Source organism: Streptomyces sp. STAM6 (genome assembly GCF_054963715.1).
Genome location: NZ_JBUEFZ010000002.1, coordinates 156,694 through 177,010 on the forward strand (window position 1 = coordinate 156,694; position 20,317 = coordinate 177,010).

Annotated in this window: 22 protein-coding genes and 1 pseudogene; 11 read left to right on the forward strand and 12 right to left on the reverse strand. The window is 72.2% G+C overall.

What is annotated here, in order from left to right:
- Window positions 1-97: 97 nt before the first annotated feature.
- From ACY34K_RS03175 to ACY34K_RS03185, 3 genes are all read left to right on the forward strand, one after another.
- The gene (locus ACY34K_RS03175) at window positions 98-610 is read left to right on the forward strand and encodes a hypothetical protein (protein WP_462743188.1); all 513 of its coding nucleotides are present in this window, start codon (window positions 98-100) and stop codon (window positions 608-610) included.
- A gap of 155 nt (window positions 611-765) precedes the next feature.
- Window positions 766-1,956 (forward strand): cytochrome P450, encoded by a 1,191-nt coding sequence (locus ACY34K_RS03180; protein WP_462743191.1) that lies wholly within the window; start codon window positions 766-768, stop codon window positions 1,954-1,956.
- A 10-nt stretch (window positions 1,957-1,966) separates the two neighbouring features.
- Window positions 1,967-2,158 carry a ferredoxin gene (locus ACY34K_RS03185; protein ID WP_462743194.1) on the forward strand — a complete coding sequence of 64 codons (192 nt, stop codon included), beginning with the start codon at window positions 1,967-1,969 and terminating at the stop codon, window positions 2,156-2,158.
- A gap of 36 nt (window positions 2,159-2,194) precedes the next feature.
- Here the strand turns inward: ACY34K_RS03185 and ACY34K_RS03190 are convergent, their stop codons facing one another.
- Entirely contained in the window at window positions 2,195-2,728 is a 534-nt protein-coding gene (locus ACY34K_RS03190) for a MarR family winged helix-turn-helix transcriptional regulator (RefSeq protein ID WP_462743197.1), read from the reverse strand.
- A gap of 84 nt (window positions 2,729-2,812) precedes the next feature.
- Between ACY34K_RS03190 and ACY34K_RS03195 the strand changes: the two genes are divergently transcribed.
- Complete coding sequence (locus tag ACY34K_RS03195; RefSeq protein ID WP_462743200.1) at window positions 2,813-4,063, forward strand: MFS transporter; 1,251 nt, start codon at window positions 2,813-2,815, stop codon at window positions 4,061-4,063.
- Here the strand turns inward: ACY34K_RS03195 and ACY34K_RS03200 are convergent.
- A pseudogene (locus ACY34K_RS03200) lies at window positions 4,012-4,446 on the reverse strand (Lrp/AsnC family transcriptional regulator); the annotation flags it as partial. The gene ACY34K_RS03195 and the pseudogene ACY34K_RS03200 overlap by 52 nt on opposite strands.
- Window positions 4,447-4,531: 85 nt before the next feature.
- Between ACY34K_RS03200 and ACY34K_RS03205 the strand changes: the two are divergent.
- Complete coding sequence (locus ACY34K_RS03205; RefSeq protein ID WP_462743203.1) at window positions 4,532-5,443, forward strand: SMP-30/gluconolactonase/LRE family protein; 912 nt, start codon at window positions 4,532-4,534, stop codon at window positions 5,441-5,443.
- A gap of 10 nt (window positions 5,444-5,453) precedes the next feature.
- Here ACY34K_RS03205 and ACY34K_RS03210 read toward each other — a convergent pair whose 3' ends face one another.
- Entirely contained in the window at window positions 5,454-6,197 is a 744-nt protein-coding gene (locus tag ACY34K_RS03210) for an alpha/beta fold hydrolase (RefSeq protein WP_462743206.1), read from the reverse strand.
- Between the two features lie 121 nt (window positions 6,198-6,318).
- Here ACY34K_RS03210 and ACY34K_RS03215 point away from each other — a divergent pair, with 121 nt between their 5' ends.
- Genes ACY34K_RS03215 through ACY34K_RS03225 form a run of 3 tightly spaced genes read left to right on the forward strand, consistent with a single transcriptional unit; the run spans window position 6,319 to window position 7,929 of the window.
- Complete coding sequence (locus ACY34K_RS03215; protein ID WP_462743209.1) at window positions 6,319-6,753, forward strand: hypothetical protein; 435 nt, start codon at window positions 6,319-6,321, stop codon at window positions 6,751-6,753.
- Between the two features lie 7 nt (window positions 6,754-6,760).
- Entirely contained in the window at window positions 6,761-7,195 is a 435-nt protein-coding gene (locus ACY34K_RS03220; RefSeq protein WP_462743212.1) for a thiol-disulfide oxidoreductase DCC family protein, read from the forward strand.
- 11 nt (window positions 7,196-7,206) lie between these two features.
- Entirely contained in the window at window positions 7,207-7,929 is a 723-nt protein-coding gene (locus ACY34K_RS03225) for a TetR family transcriptional regulator (protein ID WP_462743215.1), read from the forward strand.
- Here the strand turns inward: ACY34K_RS03225 and ACY34K_RS03230 are convergent.
- The 3 genes from ACY34K_RS03230 to ACY34K_RS03240 all read right to left on the reverse strand — a co-directional run bounded on the left by ACY34K_RS03230 (window position 7,926) and on the right by ACY34K_RS03240 (window position 11,591).
- A complete protein-coding gene (locus ACY34K_RS03230) occupies window positions 7,926-9,479 on the reverse strand; it encodes an ABC transporter substrate-binding protein (RefSeq protein ID WP_462743218.1) in 1,554 nt (517 codons plus the stop codon). The two genes, ACY34K_RS03225 and ACY34K_RS03230, sit on opposite strands and share 4 nt — an antisense overlap.
- 138 nt (window positions 9,480-9,617) lie before the next feature.
- Window positions 9,618-11,312 carry a metallophosphoesterase gene (locus tag ACY34K_RS03235; protein ID WP_462743221.1) on the reverse strand — a complete coding sequence of 565 codons (1,695 nt, stop codon included), beginning with the start codon at window positions 11,310-11,312 and terminating at the stop codon, window positions 9,618-9,620.
- A 21-nt stretch (window positions 11,313-11,333) separates the two neighbouring features.
- On the reverse strand, window positions 11,334-11,591 hold the full coding sequence (locus ACY34K_RS03240; RefSeq protein ID WP_462743224.1) for an SCO4848 family membrane protein: 258 nt from the start codon (window positions 11,589-11,591) through the stop codon (window positions 11,334-11,336).
- 91 nt (window positions 11,592-11,682) lie between these two features.
- Here ACY34K_RS03240 and ACY34K_RS03245 point away from each other — a divergent pair, with 91 nt between their 5' ends.
- A complete protein-coding gene (locus ACY34K_RS03245; protein WP_462743227.1) occupies window positions 11,683-12,939 on the forward strand; it encodes a D-alanyl-D-alanine carboxypeptidase family protein in 1,257 nt (418 codons plus the stop codon).
- Here ACY34K_RS03245 and ACY34K_RS03250 read toward each other — a convergent pair.
- Genes ACY34K_RS03250 through ACY34K_RS03265 form a run of 4 tightly spaced genes read right to left on the reverse strand, consistent with a single transcriptional unit; the run spans window position 12,887 to window position 15,647 of the window.
- Window positions 12,887-13,801 carry a YihY/virulence factor BrkB family protein gene (locus ACY34K_RS03250; RefSeq protein WP_462743230.1) on the reverse strand — a complete coding sequence of 305 codons (915 nt, stop codon included), beginning with the start codon at window positions 13,799-13,801 and terminating at the stop codon, window positions 12,887-12,889. The genes ACY34K_RS03245 and ACY34K_RS03250 overlap by 53 nt on opposite strands.
- A 10-nt stretch (window positions 13,802-13,811) precedes the next feature.
- Complete coding sequence (locus ACY34K_RS03255; RefSeq protein WP_462743234.1) at window positions 13,812-14,213, reverse strand: GtrA family protein; 402 nt, start codon at window positions 14,211-14,213, stop codon at window positions 13,812-13,814.
- A complete protein-coding gene (locus tag ACY34K_RS03260) occupies window positions 14,210-15,133 on the reverse strand; it encodes a decaprenyl-phosphate phosphoribosyltransferase (protein ID WP_462743237.1) in 924 nt (307 codons plus the stop codon). The genes ACY34K_RS03255 and ACY34K_RS03260 overlap by 4 nt, the downstream gene beginning before the upstream one ends.
- Window positions 15,126-15,647, reverse strand: coding sequence for a phosphatase PAP2 family protein (locus tag ACY34K_RS03265; protein WP_462743240.1), 522 nt, complete (start codon window positions 15,645-15,647; stop codon window positions 15,126-15,128). Before ACY34K_RS03265 ends, ACY34K_RS03260 begins: the two co-directional genes overlap by 8 nt.
- 167 nt (window positions 15,648-15,814) lie before the next feature.
- Here ACY34K_RS03265 and ACY34K_RS03270 point away from each other — a divergent pair, with 167 nt between their 5' ends.
- On the forward strand, window positions 15,815-17,161 hold the full coding sequence (locus tag ACY34K_RS03270) for an FAD-binding protein (RefSeq protein WP_462743243.1): 1,347 nt from the start codon (window positions 15,815-15,817) through the stop codon (window positions 17,159-17,161).
- A gap of 11 nt (window positions 17,162-17,172) precedes the next feature.
- Window positions 17,173-17,928, forward strand: coding sequence for a decaprenylphospho-beta-D-erythro-pentofuranosid-2-ulose 2-reductase (locus tag ACY34K_RS03275; RefSeq protein ID WP_462743246.1), 756 nt, complete (start codon window positions 17,173-17,175; stop codon window positions 17,926-17,928).
- Window positions 17,929-17,932: 4 nt separating this feature from the next.
- On the opposite strand, the gene ACY34K_RS03280 is transcribed toward ACY34K_RS03275, so the two are convergent.
- Window positions 17,933-18,523 (reverse strand): 2'-5' RNA ligase family protein, encoded by a 591-nt coding sequence (locus ACY34K_RS03280; protein ID WP_462743249.1) that lies wholly within the window; start codon window positions 18,521-18,523, stop codon window positions 17,933-17,935.
- 79 nt (window positions 18,524-18,602) lie between these two features.
- On the reverse strand, window positions 18,603-19,670 hold the full coding sequence (gene trpS / locus ACY34K_RS03285) for a tryptophan--tRNA ligase (protein ID WP_462743252.1): 1,068 nt from the start codon (window positions 19,668-19,670) through the stop codon (window positions 18,603-18,605).
- Window positions 19,671-20,317 lie beyond the last annotated feature (647 nt).

The following is a 20,317-nucleotide window of genomic DNA, read 5'->3' on the forward strand; positions in this document are numbered from 1 at the left end:
CGAGTCGACGCGACTGACGCACCGTCCGGAGGCCCGCTTCTGTACGCTCACCCGTACAGAGGCGGGCCTTCGCCGACTTTGCAGAGGACGGGGAGAGATGAGCGAGCCGAATCCGTACGCGGACGGGGAGTACAAGTGGGGCCCGGCACAGCCGCCGGGCGCGCCGGGGTACGGCTACCCGAATCCTGCCGAGGGCTATGGCTATCCGCAGCAGCCGACGCTCCCGGGTCTGCCGATGACGCCCGCGCCGGGGCCGGCGTTCGCGGGCGCGCCGCTGGTGTCGATCGGTGACATCACGGTGCTGCAGGACTCCATCGTGACGCCGGCCGGCACGATGCCGCTCAAGGGCGCGGTGTGGAACGCGACCGACATGTCGCGCACCGAGGAGAAGATGCCGACGCACGCGATCGTCCTCGCGGTGGTCTTCTTCGTGTTCTGCTTCCTGGGTCTGCTGTTCCTCCTGATGAAGGAGAGGACGACGACCGGCTTCATCCAGGTCACGGTCACCAGTGGCGGACGGCACCACTCGACGATGATCCCGGCGACCGGCCCGGACACCTTCCACATGGTGATGGGCCAGCTCAACTACGCCCGTTCGCTCAGCGTCTAGGGGGCTCGGCGGGCTGTTCGGCGGGCTGTTCGGGCGCTCCTGGAGCGGGTTGCGAACCGTATCGATGGTTTGGCTGATCTACGCGTAGACCAATTGTGTGCCCTGGGCATGTAGTGGAGATCGGCAACGTCCGATTCTTCGCTTGCGAGGCCACCATGACGGAAGCCGTTGCGTTCCCTCAGGACCGCACTTGTCCCTACCACCCGCCGTCCGCCTACGAGCCGCTCCGGGAGGGCCGACCGCTGTCCCGCGTCAGTCTGTGGGACGGCCGCTCGGTGTGGATCGTCACCGGGCACGCCGCGGCGCGTGACCTGCTCTCCGACCAGCGACTGTCCTCGGACACCACAGACGACGCGTTCCCCGTCCCCACGGAACGCTTCGCGCAGCTGCGCAACCGCCGCCGCGCCGCCCTGCTGGGCGTCGACGACCCCGAGCACAACGTCCAGCGGCGGATGCTCATCCCCAGCTTCACGCTGAAGCGCATCGCCGAACTGCGGCCGCGGATCCGCCGGACCGTGGACGAGCTGCTGGACGCGATGGTCGAACAGGGCCCGCCCGCCGAGCTGGTGAGCGCGTACGCCCTGCCGGTGCCGTCGATCGTCATCTGCGACCTGCTCGGGGTCCCCTATGCCGACCACGACTTCTTCGAGGGACAGTCGCGCCGGCTGCTGCGGGGGCCGAGCGCACAGGACGCGGAGGACGCCCGCGACCAGTTGGAGGGCTACCTCGGCGATCTGGTTGAGCGGAAACGCGTCAAGCCCGGGGACGGTCTGCTCGACGAACTGATTACCGATCAGCTGATTCCGGGTCATATCGACCGCCAGGAGCTGGTCGAGCTGGCCACGATCCTGCTCGTCGCGGGTCATGAGACCACCGCCAACATGATCTCGCTGGGCACGTTCACCCTGCTCCAGCACCCGGAGCAGCTCGCCGAACTGCGGGCGGAGCCCTCCTTGATGCCGAAGGCAGTGGAGGAGCTGCTGCGGTTCCTGTCGATCGCGGACGGGATGCTGCGGTTCGCCAAGGAGGACATCGACGTGGCGGGGACGGTGATCGGGGCCGGCGAGGGGGTCGTCTTCTCGACGTCGGTCATCAACCGGGACACGACGGCCTACGCCGATCCCGACACGCTCGACTGGCACCGTTCGGCCCGGCACCACGTCGCGTTCGGCTTCGGCATCCACCAGTGCCTGGGGCAGAACCTGGCGCGGGCGGAGATGGAGATCGCCCTGGAGGCGCTCTTCGCGCGCCTGCCCGGACTGCGACTCGCCGTATCCGCGGACGAGGTTTCCTTCAAGCCCGGGGATACGATCCAGGGCATGATCGAACTGCCCGTCTCCTGGTGAGGAACACACGATGAGAATCACGATCGACCGGGACGTCTGCATCGGTGCGGGGCAGTGCGCACTGACGGCACCGGACGTCTTCACCCAGGACGACGACGGGTTCGGCACCGTGCTGCCCGGCAAGGAGGACGGCGGCGGCGCGCTGACCCGGGAGGCGGGCCGCGCCTGCCCGGTGGGGGCGATCACCGTCACGGACGACTGAGCGGGGACAACCGCCGGCGGAGCGGTTCGGGAGGGATCACGCCTCCCGGACCGCTCCTGCTTCGCGTCCGGCCCCCTGCTCGGCGGCCAGCGCCAGGCGCCGCAGCATGGAGTTGAGCTGCGCGCGCTCGTCCCGGCCGAGGACGCCGAGCAGCCGGTACTCCTCGTGTCCGACGACGTCCATCGCGTTCAGCCAGCGTGCCCGGCCCTCCTCGGTGAGTTCGACGACGACCCGCCGGCGATCGGTCGTGGAGGGTGTACGGCGGACCAGGCCGCGCCGCTCCAGCCCGTCGAGGCGGCCGGTCACGGAGGCGGGGGCGAGGTCGAGGTCGGCGGCCAGGTCGGAGGGGGCCGCGCTGCCCCCGCGGCCGGCGAGCTTGTGGAGGGTGTCGAACTCCTGCCGTTCCAGGTCCAGATCCACGAGCGACTGTTCGCGGACGCGCCGGAGATGGACCGTCAGCCTGCTCATCCGGGTCACCGCGCCCTCGATCTCGGGATCGAGGTTCGGCAGGACGGGCTGCCAGCGCGCCACGTGCTCGTCGGTCCAGTCGCGGTTCGTCGGCTCCACCATGCGGTCGATCGTACGGCTCCACGCGGCCGGACCCGCATGGGTATTTCGTTGACGAATTATTCGGTACCGAAATAAGTTGGCGGCATGCCTCACCCCCTGCGCTCGCCCGCCTTCCGGCTGCTCTTCACCGCCCGGGTCCTCTCGCTCACCGGCGACGCCGTCATCCCCGCGGCCCTCGCCCTCGCCGTTCTGGAGGCCACCGGGTCGACCTCCACCCTGGCGCTCGTCCTCGCGTGCGCGATGGTGCCGAAGCTGCTCCTGCTGCCGCTCGGCGGAGTGGTCGCCGACCGCTTCTCGGCCCGCGGCGTCGCACTCGCCACCGATGCCGTGCGCTGCGTGACCCAGCTCGTCGTGGGCGCCCAACTCCTCGGAGGCGCGCCCGCGCTGTGGCTCGTCGCGGTCGCCTCGGCGGCCGGGGGAACCGCCGGCGCCTTCGCGATGCCCACCACCTCCCCACTGATCACCGGCACCGTGCCGGCGGACGCGCTGCAACGGGCCAACGCCGCCCTGGGGGTCGCCGCGAGCGCCACCCGGCTGGGCGGACCGGCCCTCGCCGGCGCCTTGATCCTGACGGTCGGGCCCGGCTGGGCGTTCGTCCTGGACGGCGCGAGCTTCGCGGTGAGCGCCGTGCTCCTCACCCGTGTACGGGTGAGGCCGGTGCCCGTTCCCCGGCGTTCCCTGCGGGCCGATCTGAAAGAGGGGTGGACCGAGGTCCGCGGCCGCGACTGGTACTGGACGAGCCTGATCGCGCACTGCGCCTGGAACGGCGCGGCCGCCGTGCTCGCGACGCTCGGCCCGGCGATCGTGGTGGCCGGGCCGGCCGGCCGGGGCACGTGGGTGGCACTGCTGCAGGCCGGGGCGGTCGGACTGCTGCTGGGGTCGCTGCTGGCCGGCCGCGCCAGGCCCCGGCGGCCGGTCCTGACGGCGAACCTCGGCCTCGCCGCCTACGCCCTGCCACTGGTCCTGCTGGCCGTCCACGCGCCCCCGTGGCTGACCGTCCCCGCGTACGGCGTCGCGCTGGCCGGACTCGGGTTCCTCTCCCCCGTATGGGACACCGCGGTGCAGCGGGCGATACCGCCGCACGCGCTGGCGCGTGTCACGTCGTACGACTGGCTGCTCTCCCTGGCCGCGACACCCCTCGGCTACGCGCTCGCGCCGTCGGCAGCCGCCGCGTGGGGAGCCGAAGTCCCGCTTCTCGCGGCCGCGTCGATCGTCGGCGGCACGTCCCTGGCCACGGCGCTGGTGCCGGGCGTGCGCCGGTTCGGCGCCGGATCCGGGTCGGAGCCCGCGGGCACGGACCGCTCGAAGAAGGTCTCCAGCGAGACCGTCGCCTGAGTGCCGCTGACTCCCTCGATCGCGTACAGCCGCCGCAGGACGTCCTGCAGTTGTCCGGTGGTGGCCGTCCGCACCTTGACCAGCACCGAGGCGCTGCCCGCGATGATGTGGGCCTCCTGGATCTCGGGGATGGCGGCGAAGGCCTCCGCCGATTCCCCCATCCAGGACGCGGACTCGACCATCACGAAGGCGAGGACGCCCTGCCCGAGCGCGGCAGGGTCCACGTCCACCGTCGTACGGCGGATGACGCCCCGCTCGCGGAGCTTGCGCACGCGCTCGTGCGCCGCGCCCGCCGACAGGCCGACCGCCCTGCCGAGCGCGGCATAGGCCTGAGTGGCGTCCCGCTGGAGCTCGGTGATCAGCGCCCGGTCGATCTCATCCACTGTTCCCATGTCGGAACCATACCGCGTTCTGGCATAGTGCTCCTCAACCGAACACCATTCGGGACAGCGAGCAACGGGGGGAACGATGTCAGGCGAGATCGTGGGCGGCCGGTACGAGATTCTGGACGACCGCTTCCGTACCGGGCGCTGCGCCAACGGCGACATCCGGATCGAGCAGCTGCACGGCGACTGCCGGTGGGCGGAGGGCCCGGTCTACGTGCCGGCCTGGCGCCAGCTGATCTGGAGCGACATCCCCAACGACCGGCTGCTGCGGTGGGACGAGGCCACCGGCACGGTCGGCGTCTTCCGCTCCCCCGCCGGGCACGTCAACGGCAACACGCTCGACCGCGAGGGCCGGCTGATCAGCTGCGAGCAGGGCAACCGCCGGGTGACGCGCACCGAGCACAACGGCACGGTGACCGTCCTCGCCGACCGCTTCGAGGGCAGGCGGTTCAACAGCCCGAACGACGCGGTGGTCCGCTCCGACGGCTCCGTCTGGTTCTCGGACCCCGACTTCGGCATCACCAGCGACTACGAGGGCCACCGCGCCGAGAGCGAGATCGGTGCCAGGAACGTCTACCGGATCGACCCGTCGACGGGCGGGGTCCGCCTGGCCGCCGACGGCTTCACGGGCCCCAACGGGCTGGTCTTCTCCCTCGACGAGAAGCAGCTGTACGTCGCCGACACCGTGGCCCGCCACATCCGGGTCTTCGACGTCCACGACGACGGCACCCTCTCGGACGGCGAGGTCTTCGCCGAGTGCCCCGGCGGCGTCGACAACATCCGTTTCGACGACGAGGGCCGCCTGTGGGCGGCGGCCTTCGACGACGGCGTCCACTGCTACGACCCGGACGGCACCCTGCTGGGCCGGCTGCTGGTGCCCGAGGCGGTCTCCAACATCACCTTCGGCGGCCCGAAGGGCAACGTCCTGTTCATCACCGCCACGCATTCCCTGTACGCGCTGATGGTCTCGGTGACCGGGGCTCCGCGCGTCTGAGGGGCCCGGCTCACAGAGGGCGCGTGAGCAGGGTGGCGATCTCGGCGGGCCGCTCCAGGGCGGGGAGGTGCCCGGCCCAGTCCAGTTCGAGGTGGGAGGCCGCGGGCAGCAGGCCGGCCAGCCGGACGGCGATCTCGCGGAAGTCGGGGAGGTCGTGCGCGCCCGAGACGACGAGGGCGGGTGCCTCGATCGTGGTGAAGTCCAGGTCGTTCCGGCGGACCGGCCGGGCGTCCGGGGCCTTCAGCTGCAGCTCGAACGCCTGCCGCTGCATCTCGTGGACGCGCCGCCGGGTCGGCTCGTCCGCCTCCGGGCCGAGCCAGGTGGAGACGTTCAGCTCGACGGCGCCGTCGAGGTCGCCCGCCTCGACGAGTTCGTCCTCGCGGGCCCCGAACGCCTGGAGCGCGGGCCCCGGTTCATGCCCGGGCATCGCGGCGCACAGCAGCGTCAGCGCGTCCACCAGATCGGGCCGCCGCGCGGCGATCTCCAGCGCGACGCGACCGCCGTAGGACGCGCCGACCACCTTCGCGCGCTCGATGCCGAGTGAGGCCAGCAGTTCCGACACGTCGTCGGCGTCGCTGTACTCACCGTCGGAGAGCGGGGTTTGCCCGAAGCCGCGGAAGTCGCAGCGCACCACGCGGTGTCCCGCGTCGGCGAGTGGCTGCCACTGTCCGTCCCACATGCGCCGGTCGCAGACGGAGGAGTGCAGGAGGAGGACGGCGGGGCCGTCACCGTTCACATCATAGGAAAGAGTCATTGGTCAGACCGTAGAGGGCGGATGATCACGCCGCCGCCCAATTCAGCGACTTGAACACGTTCAACAACGGGTCTAGAGTCGTCATCACCAGCTTTTGAACGCGTTCAAGGGAGGGTGGGGCATGGACCTCACTGTCATCGCGTATGCCGTCTACCTGCTGATCAGCGTGGCGCTCACCGTCTGGGTGGCCCGCACGCTCAGCCGGAACGGACGGGTTTTCCTCGCCGATGTGCTGAAGGGGAACGAGAAGCTCGCCGACGCGGTCAACCACCTGCTGGTGGTCGGCTTCTACCTGGTCAACTTCGGCTTCGTGGCGCTCTATCTCAGCCAGGACGACGCCGTGGTGGACATCCGGCAGCTCTTCGAGGCGCTGTCCGTCAAGCTCGGGGTCGTTCTGCTGGTGCTCGGGATCATGCACCTGGCCAACGTCTACGTGCTCAACAAGATCCGGCGCCGTGGGGCGATGGACCGGGAGCAGATCCCGCCGGTGCCGCCGCAGGGATGGACCGGCCGGCCCGCCCAGGGCCCCTGGGCCCCGCCCGTGAGCGGTTCCTGAGGCCGCCGTGCTCACGCGAGCCACTCCGGTGAAACGGCTGACCGTCCTGTACGACGCGCAGTGCTCGCTCTGTGTCCACCTGCGCCACTGGCTGCTCCGCCAGCCCCGGCTCGTCCCGCTCGACCTGGTGCCCGCGGCCTCCCAGGAGGCCCGGCGCCGCTTCCCCGGGCTGGACCACGAGGCCACGCTCCGGGAGATCACGGTCATCGGTGACGCCGGGCAGGTCTATCGCTCCACCGCCGCCTGGATCGTCTGCCTGTGGGCGCTGGCCGAGCACCGGCCCAAGGCCCACTGGCTGGCCACTCCCGCCGGGATGCCCTTCGCCCGGGCGGCGGTGCTCGCCGCCGCGAAGTGGCGCGAGGCCCTCGGCCCGCCCGGCGTCGCCGTCGGCGGCCCGGCCTGCGCGGACGGCAGGTGCGGTGTCCCGGGCACGCCCGGTTAGGCTCGGTCACCGTGAAGGACGTGAAGCCGAAGGCTCCCAAGAGCGAGCAGACCCGCACTCTCATCCTCGAAACCGCGCTCCGGCTCTTCCAGGAGCGCGGCTTCGACAAGACGACCATGCGGGCCATCGCCCAGGAGGCCGGTGTCTCCGTCGGCAACGCGTACTACTACTTCGCTTCCAAGGAACACCTGGTCCAGGGTTTCTACGACCGGCTGGCCGCCGAGCACGAAGCGGCGGTCCAGCCGGTCCTCGCGGGCGACACCGACCTGGCCGTACGGATCCGGGACAACCTGTTGACCTGGCTGGACGTGGCGGAGCCGTACCACCGGTTCGCGACCCAGTTCTTCAAGAACGCCGCCGACCCGGAAAGCCCGCTCAGCCCCTTCTCGGAGGACTCCGTCGCCGCGCGCGAAGCCGCGATCTCCATCCACGAGCGGGTGCTCTTCGGCTCCGACACCAAGACCGCGCCCGAACTGGCCCCCCTGCTCCCGCATTTGATGTGGCTGATGCAGATGGGCCTGGTGCTGTTCTGGGTCTACGACCGGACCGAGGGCACCGAGCGCAGCCGCCGCCTCGTCGTGCGCACCGCGCCGATCGCCGCCCGGGCGATCGCTCTCTCCCGCTTCCGGATCCTGCGACCGATGGTGCGCCAGGTCCACGAGGTGCTGGAGGAGTTCATGCCGGGTGAGATCGCCCGCTCGCGCGCGAACCGGGCCCCGGAGGAGACCTCCTAGATCCAGCCCAGCTGCCAGAGACGCCAGATCCCGGTGCCGTCCGAGAGGTACTGCGAACCGGCGACGTCCTCGGTGGCCAGCACGTAGTCCTTCTTCTGCCACAGCGGGACGAGCGGCACGTCAGTGGCCACCTGCTGCTGGATCGACTTGAAGTCCTGGGCCGCCCGGCCCCGGTCGCTGTACTGCTGGGTGGAGGCGATCAACCGGTCGACGCGGTTGCTGGCGTACCCGTTGTGCAGGGTGTTGCCGCGGCCGACGAGCGGCTGGGTGAAGCTGTCGGAGTCGGGGAAGTCGGGGAGCCAGCCCAGGCCGTACGCGTCGTACGTACCGGCCGCGTACCCCTTCTGGAAGTCCTGCCAGTCCACCTCGACGACCGTCATCTCGAACAGGCCGTCGGCCTGCAACTGCCGGCGCAACTCGGCGGCCTCGGCGGCGTAGGTGCTGTCCGTGCGGTGGGCGTAGGTGAAGCGGACCGGCGTCTCGACGCCCGCGTCCCGAAGCAGGCTGCGGGCCGCCTTCGCGCTGGGCTCGGGATAGGCGTCGTAGAAGGCCGTGCTGTGCCCGGTGAAACCCTGCGGGATCACCGAGTAGAGCGGCTGGACGGTGGACCGGTACGAGCCGGTGACGATCTTCGGCCGGTCGACCAGGGCGGCGATCGCCCGGCGTACCGCCCTGTTCGCCATGGGCGAGCCCTTGCGCACGTTGAAGACGAGGTTGCGGGTCTCCGCGCTGGCGGCCTCCGTCATGTGGACGCCGTCCTGACTCGGGTCCAGGGAGGACAGCAACTGCGGGGGCAGCTGGCGGTGGGTGACCTCCAGTCGGCCGTCCTTCCAGGCCGCGGCGAGGTCCCGCGACTCCTTGAAGTACCGGACCTCCACCGGCCCGCCGATCCTGGCGACGGCGCCCCGGTACGCCGGGTTGGGTTCGAGACGGGCGCTGGCGCCGGGCCGGTACTCCGTGAGCACGTACGGGCCGGAGCCGTCCACGGCGTTGCCCTCGCGGAGCCGGTCCTTCGGGTACTGGGTGCGGTCCACGATCGACCCGGCTCCGGTGGCGACCTTCTGCGGGAACGTCGCGTCACGGGCGCTGAGGTTGAAGGTGACGGACAGGCCGTCGGCGACGACGCTGCGCAGGGTCGGGAAGAGGGCCCGCGGACCGACGTCCGACTTTATTCCGATCATCCGGTCGAAGGAGTACTTGACGTCTTCCGCGGTGACCTTCCGGCCGTTGGCGAACGTGAGGTCGTCGCGGAGTGCGCACCGGTAGGTCTTGAGGTTCATGTCGGTGAACTTGCAGTCGGTCGCCGCGTCCGGGACGGGCGTGGTGGTGCCGGGCCGGAAGGTCAGCAAGGACTGGAAGATGTTGCTGTACATGGCCCAGGACCCGGCGTCGTAGGCGCCGGCCGGATCCAGTGAGGTCACCTCGTCCGTCGTGCCGACGGCGATCGGGCTCCGCCCCGCACCGTCGGACGGCAGCAGCTGCCAGCCACCGATTCCCGCGGCGATCAGTACTAAGCATGTGATGAGGACCCGCAGACGGACCGATCGCATGACCGTGATTCCTTTCACGCCACCCCTGTCGCGAACGGGGTCACCCAATCACACGCTGTTGACTTGTGGAAGGGTAAACATTCACACGCCCACCACATCACCCTTTGATACAGGGGGAGTTGAGCGCGTGACGCCTCGTCAGGCCTGGCGGGATGCCAGCTCGACGACCGTGATGTCGGAGGGCGCGCCGACCCGGACCGGGGGACCCCAGGCACCGGCGCCCCGGGAGACGTACAGCTGGGTGTCGCCGTACCGCTCCAGCCCCGCGAGGGTCGGATTGGCCAGCTCGGCGAGGTAGTTCCCGGGCCAGAGCTGGCCGCCGTGGGTGTGGCCGGACAGCTGGAGGTCGACCCCGTGGCGCACGGCGTCGTGGATGACGATCGGCTGGTGGGCGAGGAGCACGGCGGCCCGGGCACGGTCCCGGTCGCCGAGCGCCGCGGCGAAGTCCGGGCCCTGGCCCTCCCGTTCGCCGGCCACGTCGTTGACCCCGGCGAGGTCGAAGCCGGCGGCGATCTCGACGCGCTCGTTCTGCAGCGGCCGCAGGCCGAGTTCGCGGACGTGGTCGACCCACTGCTCGGCACCCGAGAAGTACTCGTGGTTGCCGGTGACGAAGAACGAACCGTGCCGGGCCCGCAGCCGGGTGAGCGGCTCGGCGGCCGGCCCGAGGTTCTCGACGGTGCCGTCGACCATGTCGCCGACGACGGCGACCAGGTCGGGCTGGGTGGCGTTGATGGCGTCGACGATCCGCTGGGTGTGGGCCCGGCCCAGGATCGGCCCGAGGTGGATGTCGCTGACGACGGCGATCCGATAGCCGTGGGCGCCGCGCGCGAGCTTGCCGAGCGGCACGGTGACCCGCTTGACCCGCGGCCCGCGCAGCACGCCGTACGTCCCGTACCCCACGGTTCCCACCGCGGCCGCGGCGGCGGCCCCGCCGACGATCCGCGAGACGAAGAGCCGCCGCGACATCCCGGCCGCGCCGGGCGCCGCGGCGTTCGGCGCCCCGGCGTCCGGCGCGGTGCTCTCCGGCGCGGTGCCGGAAGCGGCAAGAGCGGCGTCCACGGGCGCGGGCGACGCGCCGGGACCGGCCGCCGGGTCGACGGCCGTGGCCGTCCCGCCGCGCGGCAGGTCCGGCGAGTCGGGCGCCGCCGTGGAGGCGGGGGCGGGCTCGACGACGGTGGCGGCCTTGCCGGCCGACGCCGCGGAGGCGGGGCCGCCGTCGGACACGACGGCCTGCGCGGCGGCCTCCGCCCCGGGTCTGTCCTCGGCCGGCCCGCCGACGGCAGGGCCCGCCCCGCCGGGCAGCACGAGCGACGCGGAAGCGCCCTCGGGCGTGCCGGCGCCCGGGGCGGGCGAGGCGCCGGGCGCCTGGCCGCCGCGGGCGGCGGCCTCACCGGGGGACGTGACCGCGGGGGTGCCGACGCCGTGCGGGGTTGTCGCGGCGGGCGCCGGGGCCACGGCCCCGCCCGACGGTGCCGTGGCCGTCGCCGGACCGTCCGTGGGCGCGCCGGCACGGGTGCGGAGGGCCGGGGCGCGGTGCAGCAGGGGGCGGATCGCCTCGCCGACGAGCAGGGCCAGGACCAGGTACAGAAGGAGCGCCAGCCACAGGAAGCCCGGCCAGGCGACGATCTGCTGGAGCCGGAAGGGTGCGCCGGCCCGGCCGGCGGTCAGGGCTCCCAGCGACAGCAGCGGGAGTACGAACGCGGCCACCGTCCCGGCCCGGCGCGCCGGGCTCCCGGGGCGGGTGACGTCGCGCACGAGCCGGCGCCAGACGTACCAGTGCACCGCGCCCAGCAGGGCGACGACCAGGACGATCACGAGCAGGACGACCAGCACGGCCTCGTACTCCCCCTCCGGTTATCCGCGATCGCCCACGCGATCGCGGCGCAAGGCGCGGACGCCGCGCAACCCGATGGCGCCGACCACCGTCCCCAAGACAAAGGACGTGATGGCGAGCACCAGATGGACCCAGAAGTACCCGGTCGGCTCACCGGCGTCGTCGAAGGCGAGACCGCTCCCGTCGTTCCACAGGTTTTTGACGAAAGTGATCCAGATGAACCAGCTCCACACCCCGAACGCGAGCAGGAACCATGAGGCGGAGCGGTTGAGCTTCATGGAGCCAGTATCGCCTTCACCGGTGACCCGTATCGCGGGGGGTCGGGGTGTGGTGCCGGCTTCCGCTGACACTCCCTGTACGTTCCTGATCGTGTCTGCTTTGAAGAAGACCGCTTTGACGGTCGCTGCTGCCGCACTGCTGCCCGCCCTCGCCGCCTCACCGGCGCTGGCGAGCCCCGGGGCGGACAAGAAGGAAGAGGACAAGCAGCCCAAGCCGCCTGCGGTCATGTCCACGGTCGGCGGGGCGAAGCTCGGCAAGCCGGGCACCCAGGTGAACCTGGCGGCCGGTGTGCCGGTCCTCCCCAAGCAGGTCACCGGCCGGTCGTGGATCGTCGCGGACGCCGAGACCGGTGATGTGCTCGCCTCGCACAACGCGCACTGGCGGCTCCCCCCGGCCTCCACGATGAAGATGCTCTTCGCGGACACGTTGCTGCCCAAGCTCCCGCGGAACCAGGCGCACGTGGTCACCCGGGCCGAGCTCGCCGGGGTCGGCGAGGGCTCCAGCCTGGTCGGGGTCAAGGAGAAGCTCAGCTACACCGTCCACGACCTGTGGCTCGGGGTCTTCCTCCGCTCCGGCAACGACGCCGTGCACGTCCTGTCCCACATGAACGGCGGCATCGCGCAGACCGTCAAGGACATGAACGCCCGCGCGGACGAGCTGCAGGCGCTCGACACCCATGTCGTCTCGCCGGACGGCTACGACGCCGAGGGCCAGGTGTCGTCGGCGTACGACCTCACCCTCATCGCGCGCAGCGGCATGCAGAACAAGGACTTCCGGGAGTACTGCTCCACGTCCCGGGCGAAGTTCCCCGGCGAGCAGAAACCCGGCAAGAAGCGCGAGACGTTCGAGATCCAGAACACCAACCGGCTGCTGACCGGGGACTACGGCATCCCGCCGTACAAGGGCATCGCGGGCGTGAAGAACGGCAGCACGACGCATGCCGGCTCCACCTTCACCGGGGTCGCCGAGCGCAACGGCAAGGTGCTGCTGGTCACCGTCATGAACCCGTCGGCCACGGAGGGCCACGCGGTCTACAAGGAGACCGCCCGCCTGCTCGACTGGGGCTTCGCGGCGGCCGGGAAGGTGAAGCCGGTCGGCGAGCTGGTGCCGCCGAAGTCCGCACAGACCGGTTCGGGGTCGGGCGAGAGCGGCGGCACCGAGCAGGCCGCCGGGAAGGGCGAGGGGGGTGCCGCCAGGGCGGGCGCCGCCGCCGGCAAGGCGTCCGGCGGTGCCGGCGTCGCGCTGGGCGTGGTCGGCGGTGTGCTGGTGCTGGTGGCGGGCGCGGTGTACCTGGTCAACCGGCGCTGGCCGCTGCCGGATCTGGTACGTCGTCTGCCCCGTCGCTAGCGGCCTCGCCGGACGCCGAGGGCGTCGCCGTCCAGGCGGCGCAGTACAAGAGCAGCTTGGCGGTGAAGTTGATCCACAGCAGCAACGCGACGGGGACACCGAAGGCTCCGTACATCGACTTCGCCGCCACGCCGCTCATGTAGCCGCCGAGCAGCAGCTTCAGCGCCTCGAAGCCGACCGCGCCGATCAGCGCCGCCACCACGAGGCGCCGGCGCGGCGGCTGGACGCCGGGCAGCAGTGTCAGGACGTAGAGCAGGATCAAGAAGTCCGCGACGACCGCGACGACGACGGCGCCGGCCTGGAGCAGAACGCCGCCGGCGCCGCCGCCGGAGATGCCGAGGCGCTCGGCGGTCCAGCCGACGGCGGTGGAGCCCAGGCTGGAGGCGGCGAACGACGCCAGGCCGGTCAGGCCGAGACCGCACAGGATCACCGCGTCCTGGCCCTTGCGGACCACCGGATTGCCCTCGTCGACGTCGTCGAGCTCCCACACGGCGCGCAGGCAGTCGCGCATGGAGGTGACCCAGCCGATGCCGGTGAAGAGCAGGACGGCACCCGCCACCAGCCCGACGGTGCCGGCGTTGGCGACCAGGGCGTTGATGTCGAGCTGGTCGGAGATACCGGGGACCTGGTCGCTGATCCGGTCCTCGATCCGGCGCAACTGGTCGTCGCTGAGCAGCGCGGCGCCGATCGCCGCCGCGAGGGTGATCAGCGGGAACAGCGCGAGGAAGCTGATGAAGGTGATCGCGGCGGCGAGGCGGGTCCAGTGGACGCGGTCGAGGGTCTCGTACGAGCGCCAGGCGTGTGTCGCCATGAGCCGGGCCGCCCATGGGCCGATGACGGGGAGCTTGGTCAGCCAGTCCATGGGGTGCCTTCTACCCCCGTGCTCCGAAGACCAGCGTGCGGGTCCCCCAGAAGCGCAGGCAGGTGGCGAGAACCATGCCGACGCCGAGACCCGACACGGCGTCGGCGCGCGCGGAGGTGAGTCCGAGTCCGTAGTGCGACACGCTCAGGCAGGCCATCTGCACCGCCGCCCCCGCCGCGTTGACCGCGAGGAACGCGCCGTAATCCCTGATCCGCACCCGTCCACGGCGGTAGGTGACCAGGGCGTTGCCGAGGTAGGCGACGGTGCATGCGGCGAGGAAGGCGAGGACCTTGGCGGTCAGCGGGTCCTGGCCGAGGGGGCCGCGCAGCCACAGGAAGAGGGCCAGGTCGGCGGCGTAGGCGGCGGCCCCGGCGCCCAGGAAGCCGGTGATCTCGGTCCGGGTGGTCCTCACAGGTCGGTGACCGCCATCGCGTACATCGCGAGCCACACGGCTCCGATGACGGCCAGCGGCCGGTCGCGCAGGACGACGTCCTCGGGGGCGCCGGCGGTGCCGCGGTCGGCGAAGACGGCGTAGCGGAGGACGGCCAGGATGAAAGCGATCATGGAGAGCTGGCGCCAGGGCAGCAGGGAGCCGTTGGCGGTGCCGCCGCTCTCCAGGGCCCACAGGCAGTAGCCGAGGACGGCGACGCCGGCCGCCAGCTGCCACACGAAGCGCAGGTAACCGGTGGTGTAGGTGTTCAGCAGCACCCGTGTGGCCCCTCCGCGCCCGGCCATCTCCACGGCCTCCGAGTACCGCTTGGCGGCGACCATGAAGAGGGCGCCGAAGCCCGTGGTGATGAGGAACCAGCGCGAAAGCGGGATGCCGAGGGCGATCCCGCCGATCATGGCGCGCATGAGGAACCCGGTCGTGACGACCGCGAGGTCGACGACCAGGACGTGCTTGAGGCGCAGGCAGTACGCGAGCTGCATGACGAGGTACGCGGCGAGCAGCGCCGCGGTCATGGGGGTGCACAGCGCGGCGCCCCCGGCGACGGCGGCGACGGCGAGGACGCCGCCCGTCGCGTACGCCACGGGCACGGGCACGTCCCCGGCGGCGACCGGGCGGCGGCACTTGGCGGGGTGGGCGCGGTCCGCCTCGGCGTCCCGGGCGTCGTTGACGAGGTAGACGCCCGCGGCCGCCGCGGTGAACAGGGCGAATACCAGGACCAGTTGGACGGCGGTGTGCCGGGAGGCGAGCTGTCCGGCGGCGGCAGGCGCGGCCACGACGAGCACGTTCTTCACCCACTGGCGCGGCCGCGCGGCCCGGACCAGGCCGACCGGCACCCCGAAGGCGGGAGAGACGCTCCTTACGGCGACGGTCCGCTCACCCATGGGCGCCCCGCAGCATCCAGCGCCCTCCGGCCGAGGCCGCCGCCGCGCCCAGCAGGGCGCCCGCAGCCACGTCGGTCGGATAGTGGACGCCCACCACCAGCCGGGAGAGGCACATGGCGGCGGCGAGGGGGCCCGCCACCCGGCGGACCGCCGGGCGCAGGGTGCCGAAGGCGACCGCCGCCGCGGCGGCCGAGGCGGCGTGGGAGCTCGGGAAGGAGTGCCGGCCGGCGGTGCGGACCAGGGGTTCCACGGTCGGCCGGGGCCGGCGCACCACCCGCTTCACGCCCATGCTCGTCAGATGCGCGGCGCCGATGAGGGCGGTGCCGCGCAGCCAGGCCCCGCGCCGCTCGCGGTCGGCGGCCGCTCCGGCCAGCCCCGCGGCGAGCCACAGCGCGCCGTGCTCGCCGCCGAACGACAGCGCGCGGGATGCCGCCGCCACCCCCCGAGAGCGGCGCCCGCACGCGCGCAGTGCGGCCAGCAGCCGATGGTCGGCGCCTGCGCGGTCGTATCCCATCCGGCTCCCCTTCCTGCCTCGCGGCAGCTCCGTGCACCAGGGGGACTCTCGCTCGCCGCGCGGCCGACGGCACGGCAATCTTTCCTGACACTCGTTTAATCACCCATTTCGGCGAGTCAGGTGACAAAGGAGTCAAACCGCGCATACCCGGCGGTACGGTCGCCCTCATGTCCGTCGTCACCGTCACCGGCTGGGGCCGTACCGCGCCGACCGCCGCCCGGGTCCTGCGCCCCCGCAGCCCGGAGGAAGCGGCCGCCGCCGTCCGTGCGTGCGGCGCCCGCGGCGGTATCGCCCGCGGCCTCGGCCGGGCCTACGGCGACGCGGCGCAGAACGCCGGCGGCACCGTGCTCGACATGACCGCCCTGTCCCGCGTCCGCTCCGTCGACGCGGAGGCGGGCACCGTCGTCTGTGACGCCGGTGTCAGCCTGCACCACCTCATGGAGGTGCTGCTCCCGCTCGGCTGGTTCGTCCCGGTCAGCCCCGGCACGCGGTACGTCACGGTCGGCGGCGCCGTCGCGGCCGACATCCACGGCAAGAACCACCACGTCTCGGGCTCCTTCGGCCGCCACGTACGCGCCGTCGACCTGCTCACGGCGGACGGCGGCGTCCGGACCGTCCTGCCCGGCACCGACCTCTTCGACGCCACGACCGGCGGCATGGGGCTGACCGGGGTGATCCTCTCCGCCACGCTCCGGCTGCACCCGGTCGAGACGTCCCTGATGTCCGTCGACACCGAACGGGCGACCGACCTCGACGACCTGATGCACCGGCTGACCACCGGCGACGGCCGCTACCGCTACTCCGTCGCCTGGATCGACCTGCTCGCACGCGGCGCCGCGACCGGCCGCTCCGTCCTCACCCGCGGCAACCACGCCCCCCACGACGCGCTCCCCCCGCGGGCCCGGCGCGCCCCGCTCGCCTTCCGCCCCGGCCGGCTGCCGGCGGCACCCCGCCTCCTGCCCGAGGGGCTGCTGAGCCGCCCCGCCGTCCGGGCCTTCAACGAGCTCTGGTACCGCAAGGCCCCCCGGCGCCCCCGCACCGGCCAGCTCCAGCCGATCCCCGCCTTCTTCCACCCCCTGGACGGCGTCCCGCACTGGAACCGGATCTACGGCCGGGGCGGCTTCGTCCAGTACCAGTTCGTCGTCGGGTACGGGCAGGAGGAGACCCTGCGCCGCGTCGTGCGCCGCATCTCCCGGCGCGGCTGCCCGTCCTTCCTGGCCGTCCTCAAGCGGTTCGGCGAGGGCGACCCGGGCTGGCTGTCGTTCCCGATGCCGGGCTGGACCCTGGCACTCGACATCCCCGCCGGGCTGCCGGGCCTTGCCGCGCTCCTCGACGAACTCGACGAGGAGGTGGCGGGCGCGGGCGGCCGGGTCTACCTCGCGAAGGACTCCCGGCTGCGGCCGGAGACCCTGCGCGCCATGTACCCACGGCTCCCCGAATTCCTCGCCCTGCGGGCGGAGCTGGACCCGCGCTCGGTCTTCAGGTCCGACCTCGCCCGCCGTCTCTCCCTGTAAGGAAACCGGTCATGAAGGACGCCTTCGGCACCCCGCAGTCCCTGCTGGTCCTCGGCGGCACGTCGGAGATCGCCCTGGCCACGGCCCGGCGCCTGATCGCGCGCCGCACCCGCACCGTGTGGCTGGCCGGCCGGCCCTCCCCCGCCCTGGACGCCGCCGCCGCGTCCCTGCGTGAGCTCGGCGCCGACACCCGTACCGTCGCGTTCGACGCCCTGGACACCGCCGGCCACGAGGAGACCCTCGCCAAGGTCTTCACCGAGGGCGACATCGACATGGTCCTGCTGGCCTTCGGGGTCCTCGGCGACCAGGCCCGCGACGAGACCCACCCGCCGGCCGCCGCCCGGGTCGCCCAGATCAACTACACCGGCGCCGTCACAGCCGCCCTGACGTGCGCAAACGCGCTGCAGGCGCAGGGTCACGGCTCGCTGGTGGTGCTGTCCTCGGTCGCCGCCGAACGTGCCCGCCGGGCCAACTTCGTCTACGGCTCCAGCAAGGCCGGTCTGGACGCCTTCGCGCAGGGCCTGGGCGACGCGCTGCACGGCTCCGGCGTCCACGTCATGGTCGTCCGGCCCGGCTTCGTCCGCACCAGGATGACCGCCCACCTCCCCGAGCCGCCCCTGGCGACCGGCCCGGAGGCCGTCGCCGAAGCGATCGAGCAGGGTCTGCGCCGCCGCGCGGAGACGATCTGGGTGCCGGGCGCACTGCGCCTGGTGATGTCGGCCCTGCGGCACGTGCCGCGGCCGCTGTTCCGCCGTCTGCCCCTGTGAGGCGTCAGGTACGCGTCGGCGCGGGGGCGTCCACCGGCGCCCCCTGCGCGGGCACGCCCTTGGCCGGACGGGCGGGACCGAAGTCGAACTCGCGCAGCTTCCGCCACACCGCGTCCGGGCCCTGCTCGTACAGCGCGAAGGAGTTGACCGTCCACTCGGCCTCGAAGTCGGCCAGCTCCTCGTACGCCCGGTCCATCGCCTCCTCCGCGATGCCGTGCGCCACGGTCACGTGCGGGTGGTACGGGAACTGAAGCTCCCGCACCAGCGGACCCGACGCGTCGCGCACCCGCTGCTGGAGCCAGGAGCAGGCCGAGGTGCCCTCCACGAGCTGGACGAAGACGACCGGCGACAACGGCCGGAACGTGCCGGTTCCGCTCAGCCGCATCGGGAAGGGCCGGCCGGCCGCGGCGACGGCGGCCAGGTGCGCCTCGACCGCGGGCAGCCGCGCCTCGTCGACCTCGGTCGGCGGCAGGAGGGTGACGTGCGTGGGAATGCCGTGCGCGGCGGGATCACCGAAGCCCGCGCGCCGCTCCTGGAGCAGGCTGCCATAGGGCTCCGGGACCGCGATCGAAACGCCGAGCGTTACGGTCCCCACGTCGTTCTCCTCAGTTTCAGTCGTCCGCTGCAGCGCCAGTGTGGCGGCTGCACCCTCTCCATGGCCAGACTCTTCCGGCTCAGTGCTTGGCGGGCAGGAAGCCCACCTTCTCGTACGTCCGTGCCAGCGTCTCCCCGGCGACCGTCCGTGCCTTCTCCGCGCCCTTGGCCAGGATGGAGTCCAGCGTCTCGGGGTCGTCCAGGTATTCCTGCGTACGGGTCCGGAACGGGGTGACGAAGTCCACCATCACCTCGGCCAGGTCCGTCTTCAGGGCGCCGTACATCTTGCCCTCGTAGGCCACCTCCAGCTCCGCGACGGTGGTCCCGGTCAGGGTGGACATGATCGTCAGCAGATTGCTGACGCCCGGCTTGTTCTCCGGGTCGAAACGGATCACGGTGTCGGTGTCCGTGACCGCGCTCTTGACCTTCTTGGCGGTGGTCTTCGGCTCGTCGAGCAGATTGATCAGCCCCTTCGGTGTGGAGGCCGACTTGCTCATCTTGATCGACGGGTCCTGCAGGTCGTAGATCTTCGCCGTCTCCTTCAGGATGTACGGCGCCGGGACCGTGAACGTCTCACCGAAGCGGGTGTTGAACCGCTCGGCCAGGTCCCTGGTGAGCTCGATGTGCTGGCGCTGGTCCTCGCCGACCGGGACCTCGTGCGCCTGGTACAGCAGGATGTCCGCGACCTGGAGGATCGGGTAGGTGAACAGACCGACCGTGGCGCGGTCGGCACCCTGCTTGGCCGACTTGTCCTTGAACTGCGTCATCCGGGAGGCCTCGCCGAAGCCGGTCAGACAGTTCATCACCCAGCCCAGCTGGGCGTGCTCCGGCACGTGGCTCTGGACGAAGAGCGTGCAGCGCTCGGGGTCGAGTCCCGCGGCCAGCAGCTGCGCGGCCGCGAGCCGGGTGTTCGCGCGCAGCTCCGCCGGGTCCTGCGGCACGGTGATCGCGTGCAGGTCGACCACCATGTAGAAGGCATCGTGCGACTCCTGCAGCGCGACCCACTGACGGACCGCACCGAGGTAGTTGCCGAGGTGGAACGAGCCTGCGGTCGGCTGGATTCCGGAGAGCACACGACGTGGACGCTGCATGGCGGAGCCATTCCCCTGAGGGTGGTGGTGGGCGACGGGCGGGCTATCAGAGGCCATGCCCATCATTCTCTCAGGTGCCGGAGACCGCTCGGAAACGGATCGGCACCCATGGGTGTACGAGGCGGGTGAGGACACGGGAACCCGGTCCGCGGCCTCACGCCGGTCGCCCCGCGGACGGCCGTGGCCTTCGGAGCAGGTACGGACCCCGAGGACGTCGTGCGGCGTGCCTCCTCCAGGACGTACCGCTCACCGGGGCGGTTCCGGCCGGGCACCGGATTCCGCCCGTGGCGGCCGCGGATCGTCATGAATGAGACGAGGAACACAGTGCCTTCGGCCGTACGGCGGCGGGGCGCCGGCCCACGGGGCGCGGCACGCTCTGCCGGACCGACGACGAGGGGAGGCCCGGGCCAGGTCCAAGCGCCCCGGCGAACCCCCGGCCCGGACAGCCGGAGGCTCCGGGGACGGTGGGCAGTCCCCGGAGCCTCCGGCCGGGGCACCGGCCTTCCGCCGGAAGGGCGCGCCGTCCCCCGGCTCGCGGAGCCGACGTGAGGTGAGGTGGGGCGTGCGGGGTCGCCCCCGCAGGGGCCGGCGGCGGGTCACGCCCTGGACAGGGACGCTCACCGGCCGGCCCCGAGGAGTCCGGGCCGGAGGGGCCCCGCCGCCCGTGCTCGCGAGGGAAGGCACGCGGGGGCAGCCAGTCCGCA

Coding starts and splice junctions, on each gene's coding strand:
- ACY34K_RS03205 (WP_462743203.1), top strand. CDS start 4,532: ATGTCAGGCGAGATCGTGGGCGGCCGGTACGAGATTCTGGACGACCGC.
- ACY34K_RS03175 (WP_462743188.1), top strand. CDS start 98: ATGAGCGAGCCGAATCCGTACGCGGACGGGGAGTACAAGTGGGGCCCG.
- trpS (WP_462743252.1), bottom strand. CDS start 19,670: ATGGCCTCTGATAGCCCGCCCGTCGCCCACCACCACCCTCAGGGGAAT.
- ACY34K_RS03215 (WP_462743209.1), top strand. CDS start 6,319: ATGGACCTCACTGTCATCGCGTATGCCGTCTACCTGCTGATCAGCGTG.
- ACY34K_RS03270 (WP_462743243.1), top strand. CDS start 15,815: ATGTCCGTCGTCACCGTCACCGGCTGGGGCCGTACCGCGCCGACCGCC.
- ACY34K_RS03240 (WP_462743224.1), bottom strand. CDS start 11,591: ATGAAGCTCAACCGCTCCGCCTCATGGTTCCTGCTCGCGTTCGGGGTG.
- ACY34K_RS03260 (WP_462743237.1), bottom strand. CDS start 15,133: ATGGGTGAGCGGACCGTCGCCGTAAGGAGCGTCTCTCCCGCCTTCGGG.
- ACY34K_RS03210 (WP_462743206.1), bottom strand. CDS start 6,197: ATGACTCTTTCCTATGATGTGAACGGTGACGGCCCCGCCGTCCTCCTC.
- ACY34K_RS03190 (WP_462743197.1), bottom strand. CDS start 2,728: ATGGTGGAGCCGACGAACCGCGACTGGACCGACGAGCACGTGGCGCGC.
- ACY34K_RS03265 (WP_462743240.1), bottom strand. CDS start 15,647: ATGGGATACGACCGCGCAGGCGCCGACCATCGGCTGCTGGCCGCACTG.
- ACY34K_RS03275 (WP_462743246.1), top strand. CDS start 17,173: ATGAAGGACGCCTTCGGCACCCCGCAGTCCCTGCTGGTCCTCGGCGGC.
- ACY34K_RS03185 (WP_462743194.1), top strand. CDS start 1,967: ATGAGAATCACGATCGACCGGGACGTCTGCATCGGTGCGGGGCAGTGC.
- ACY34K_RS03180 (WP_462743191.1), top strand. CDS start 766: ATGACGGAAGCCGTTGCGTTCCCTCAGGACCGCACTTGTCCCTACCAC.
- ACY34K_RS03195 (WP_462743200.1), top strand. CDS start 2,813: ATGCCTCACCCCCTGCGCTCGCCCGCCTTCCGGCTGCTCTTCACCGCC.
- ACY34K_RS03230 (WP_462743218.1), bottom strand. CDS start 9,479: ATGCGATCGGTCCGTCTGCGGGTCCTCATCACATGCTTAGTACTGATC.
- ACY34K_RS03250 (WP_462743230.1), bottom strand. CDS start 13,801: ATGGACTGGCTGACCAAGCTCCCCGTCATCGGCCCATGGGCGGCCCGG.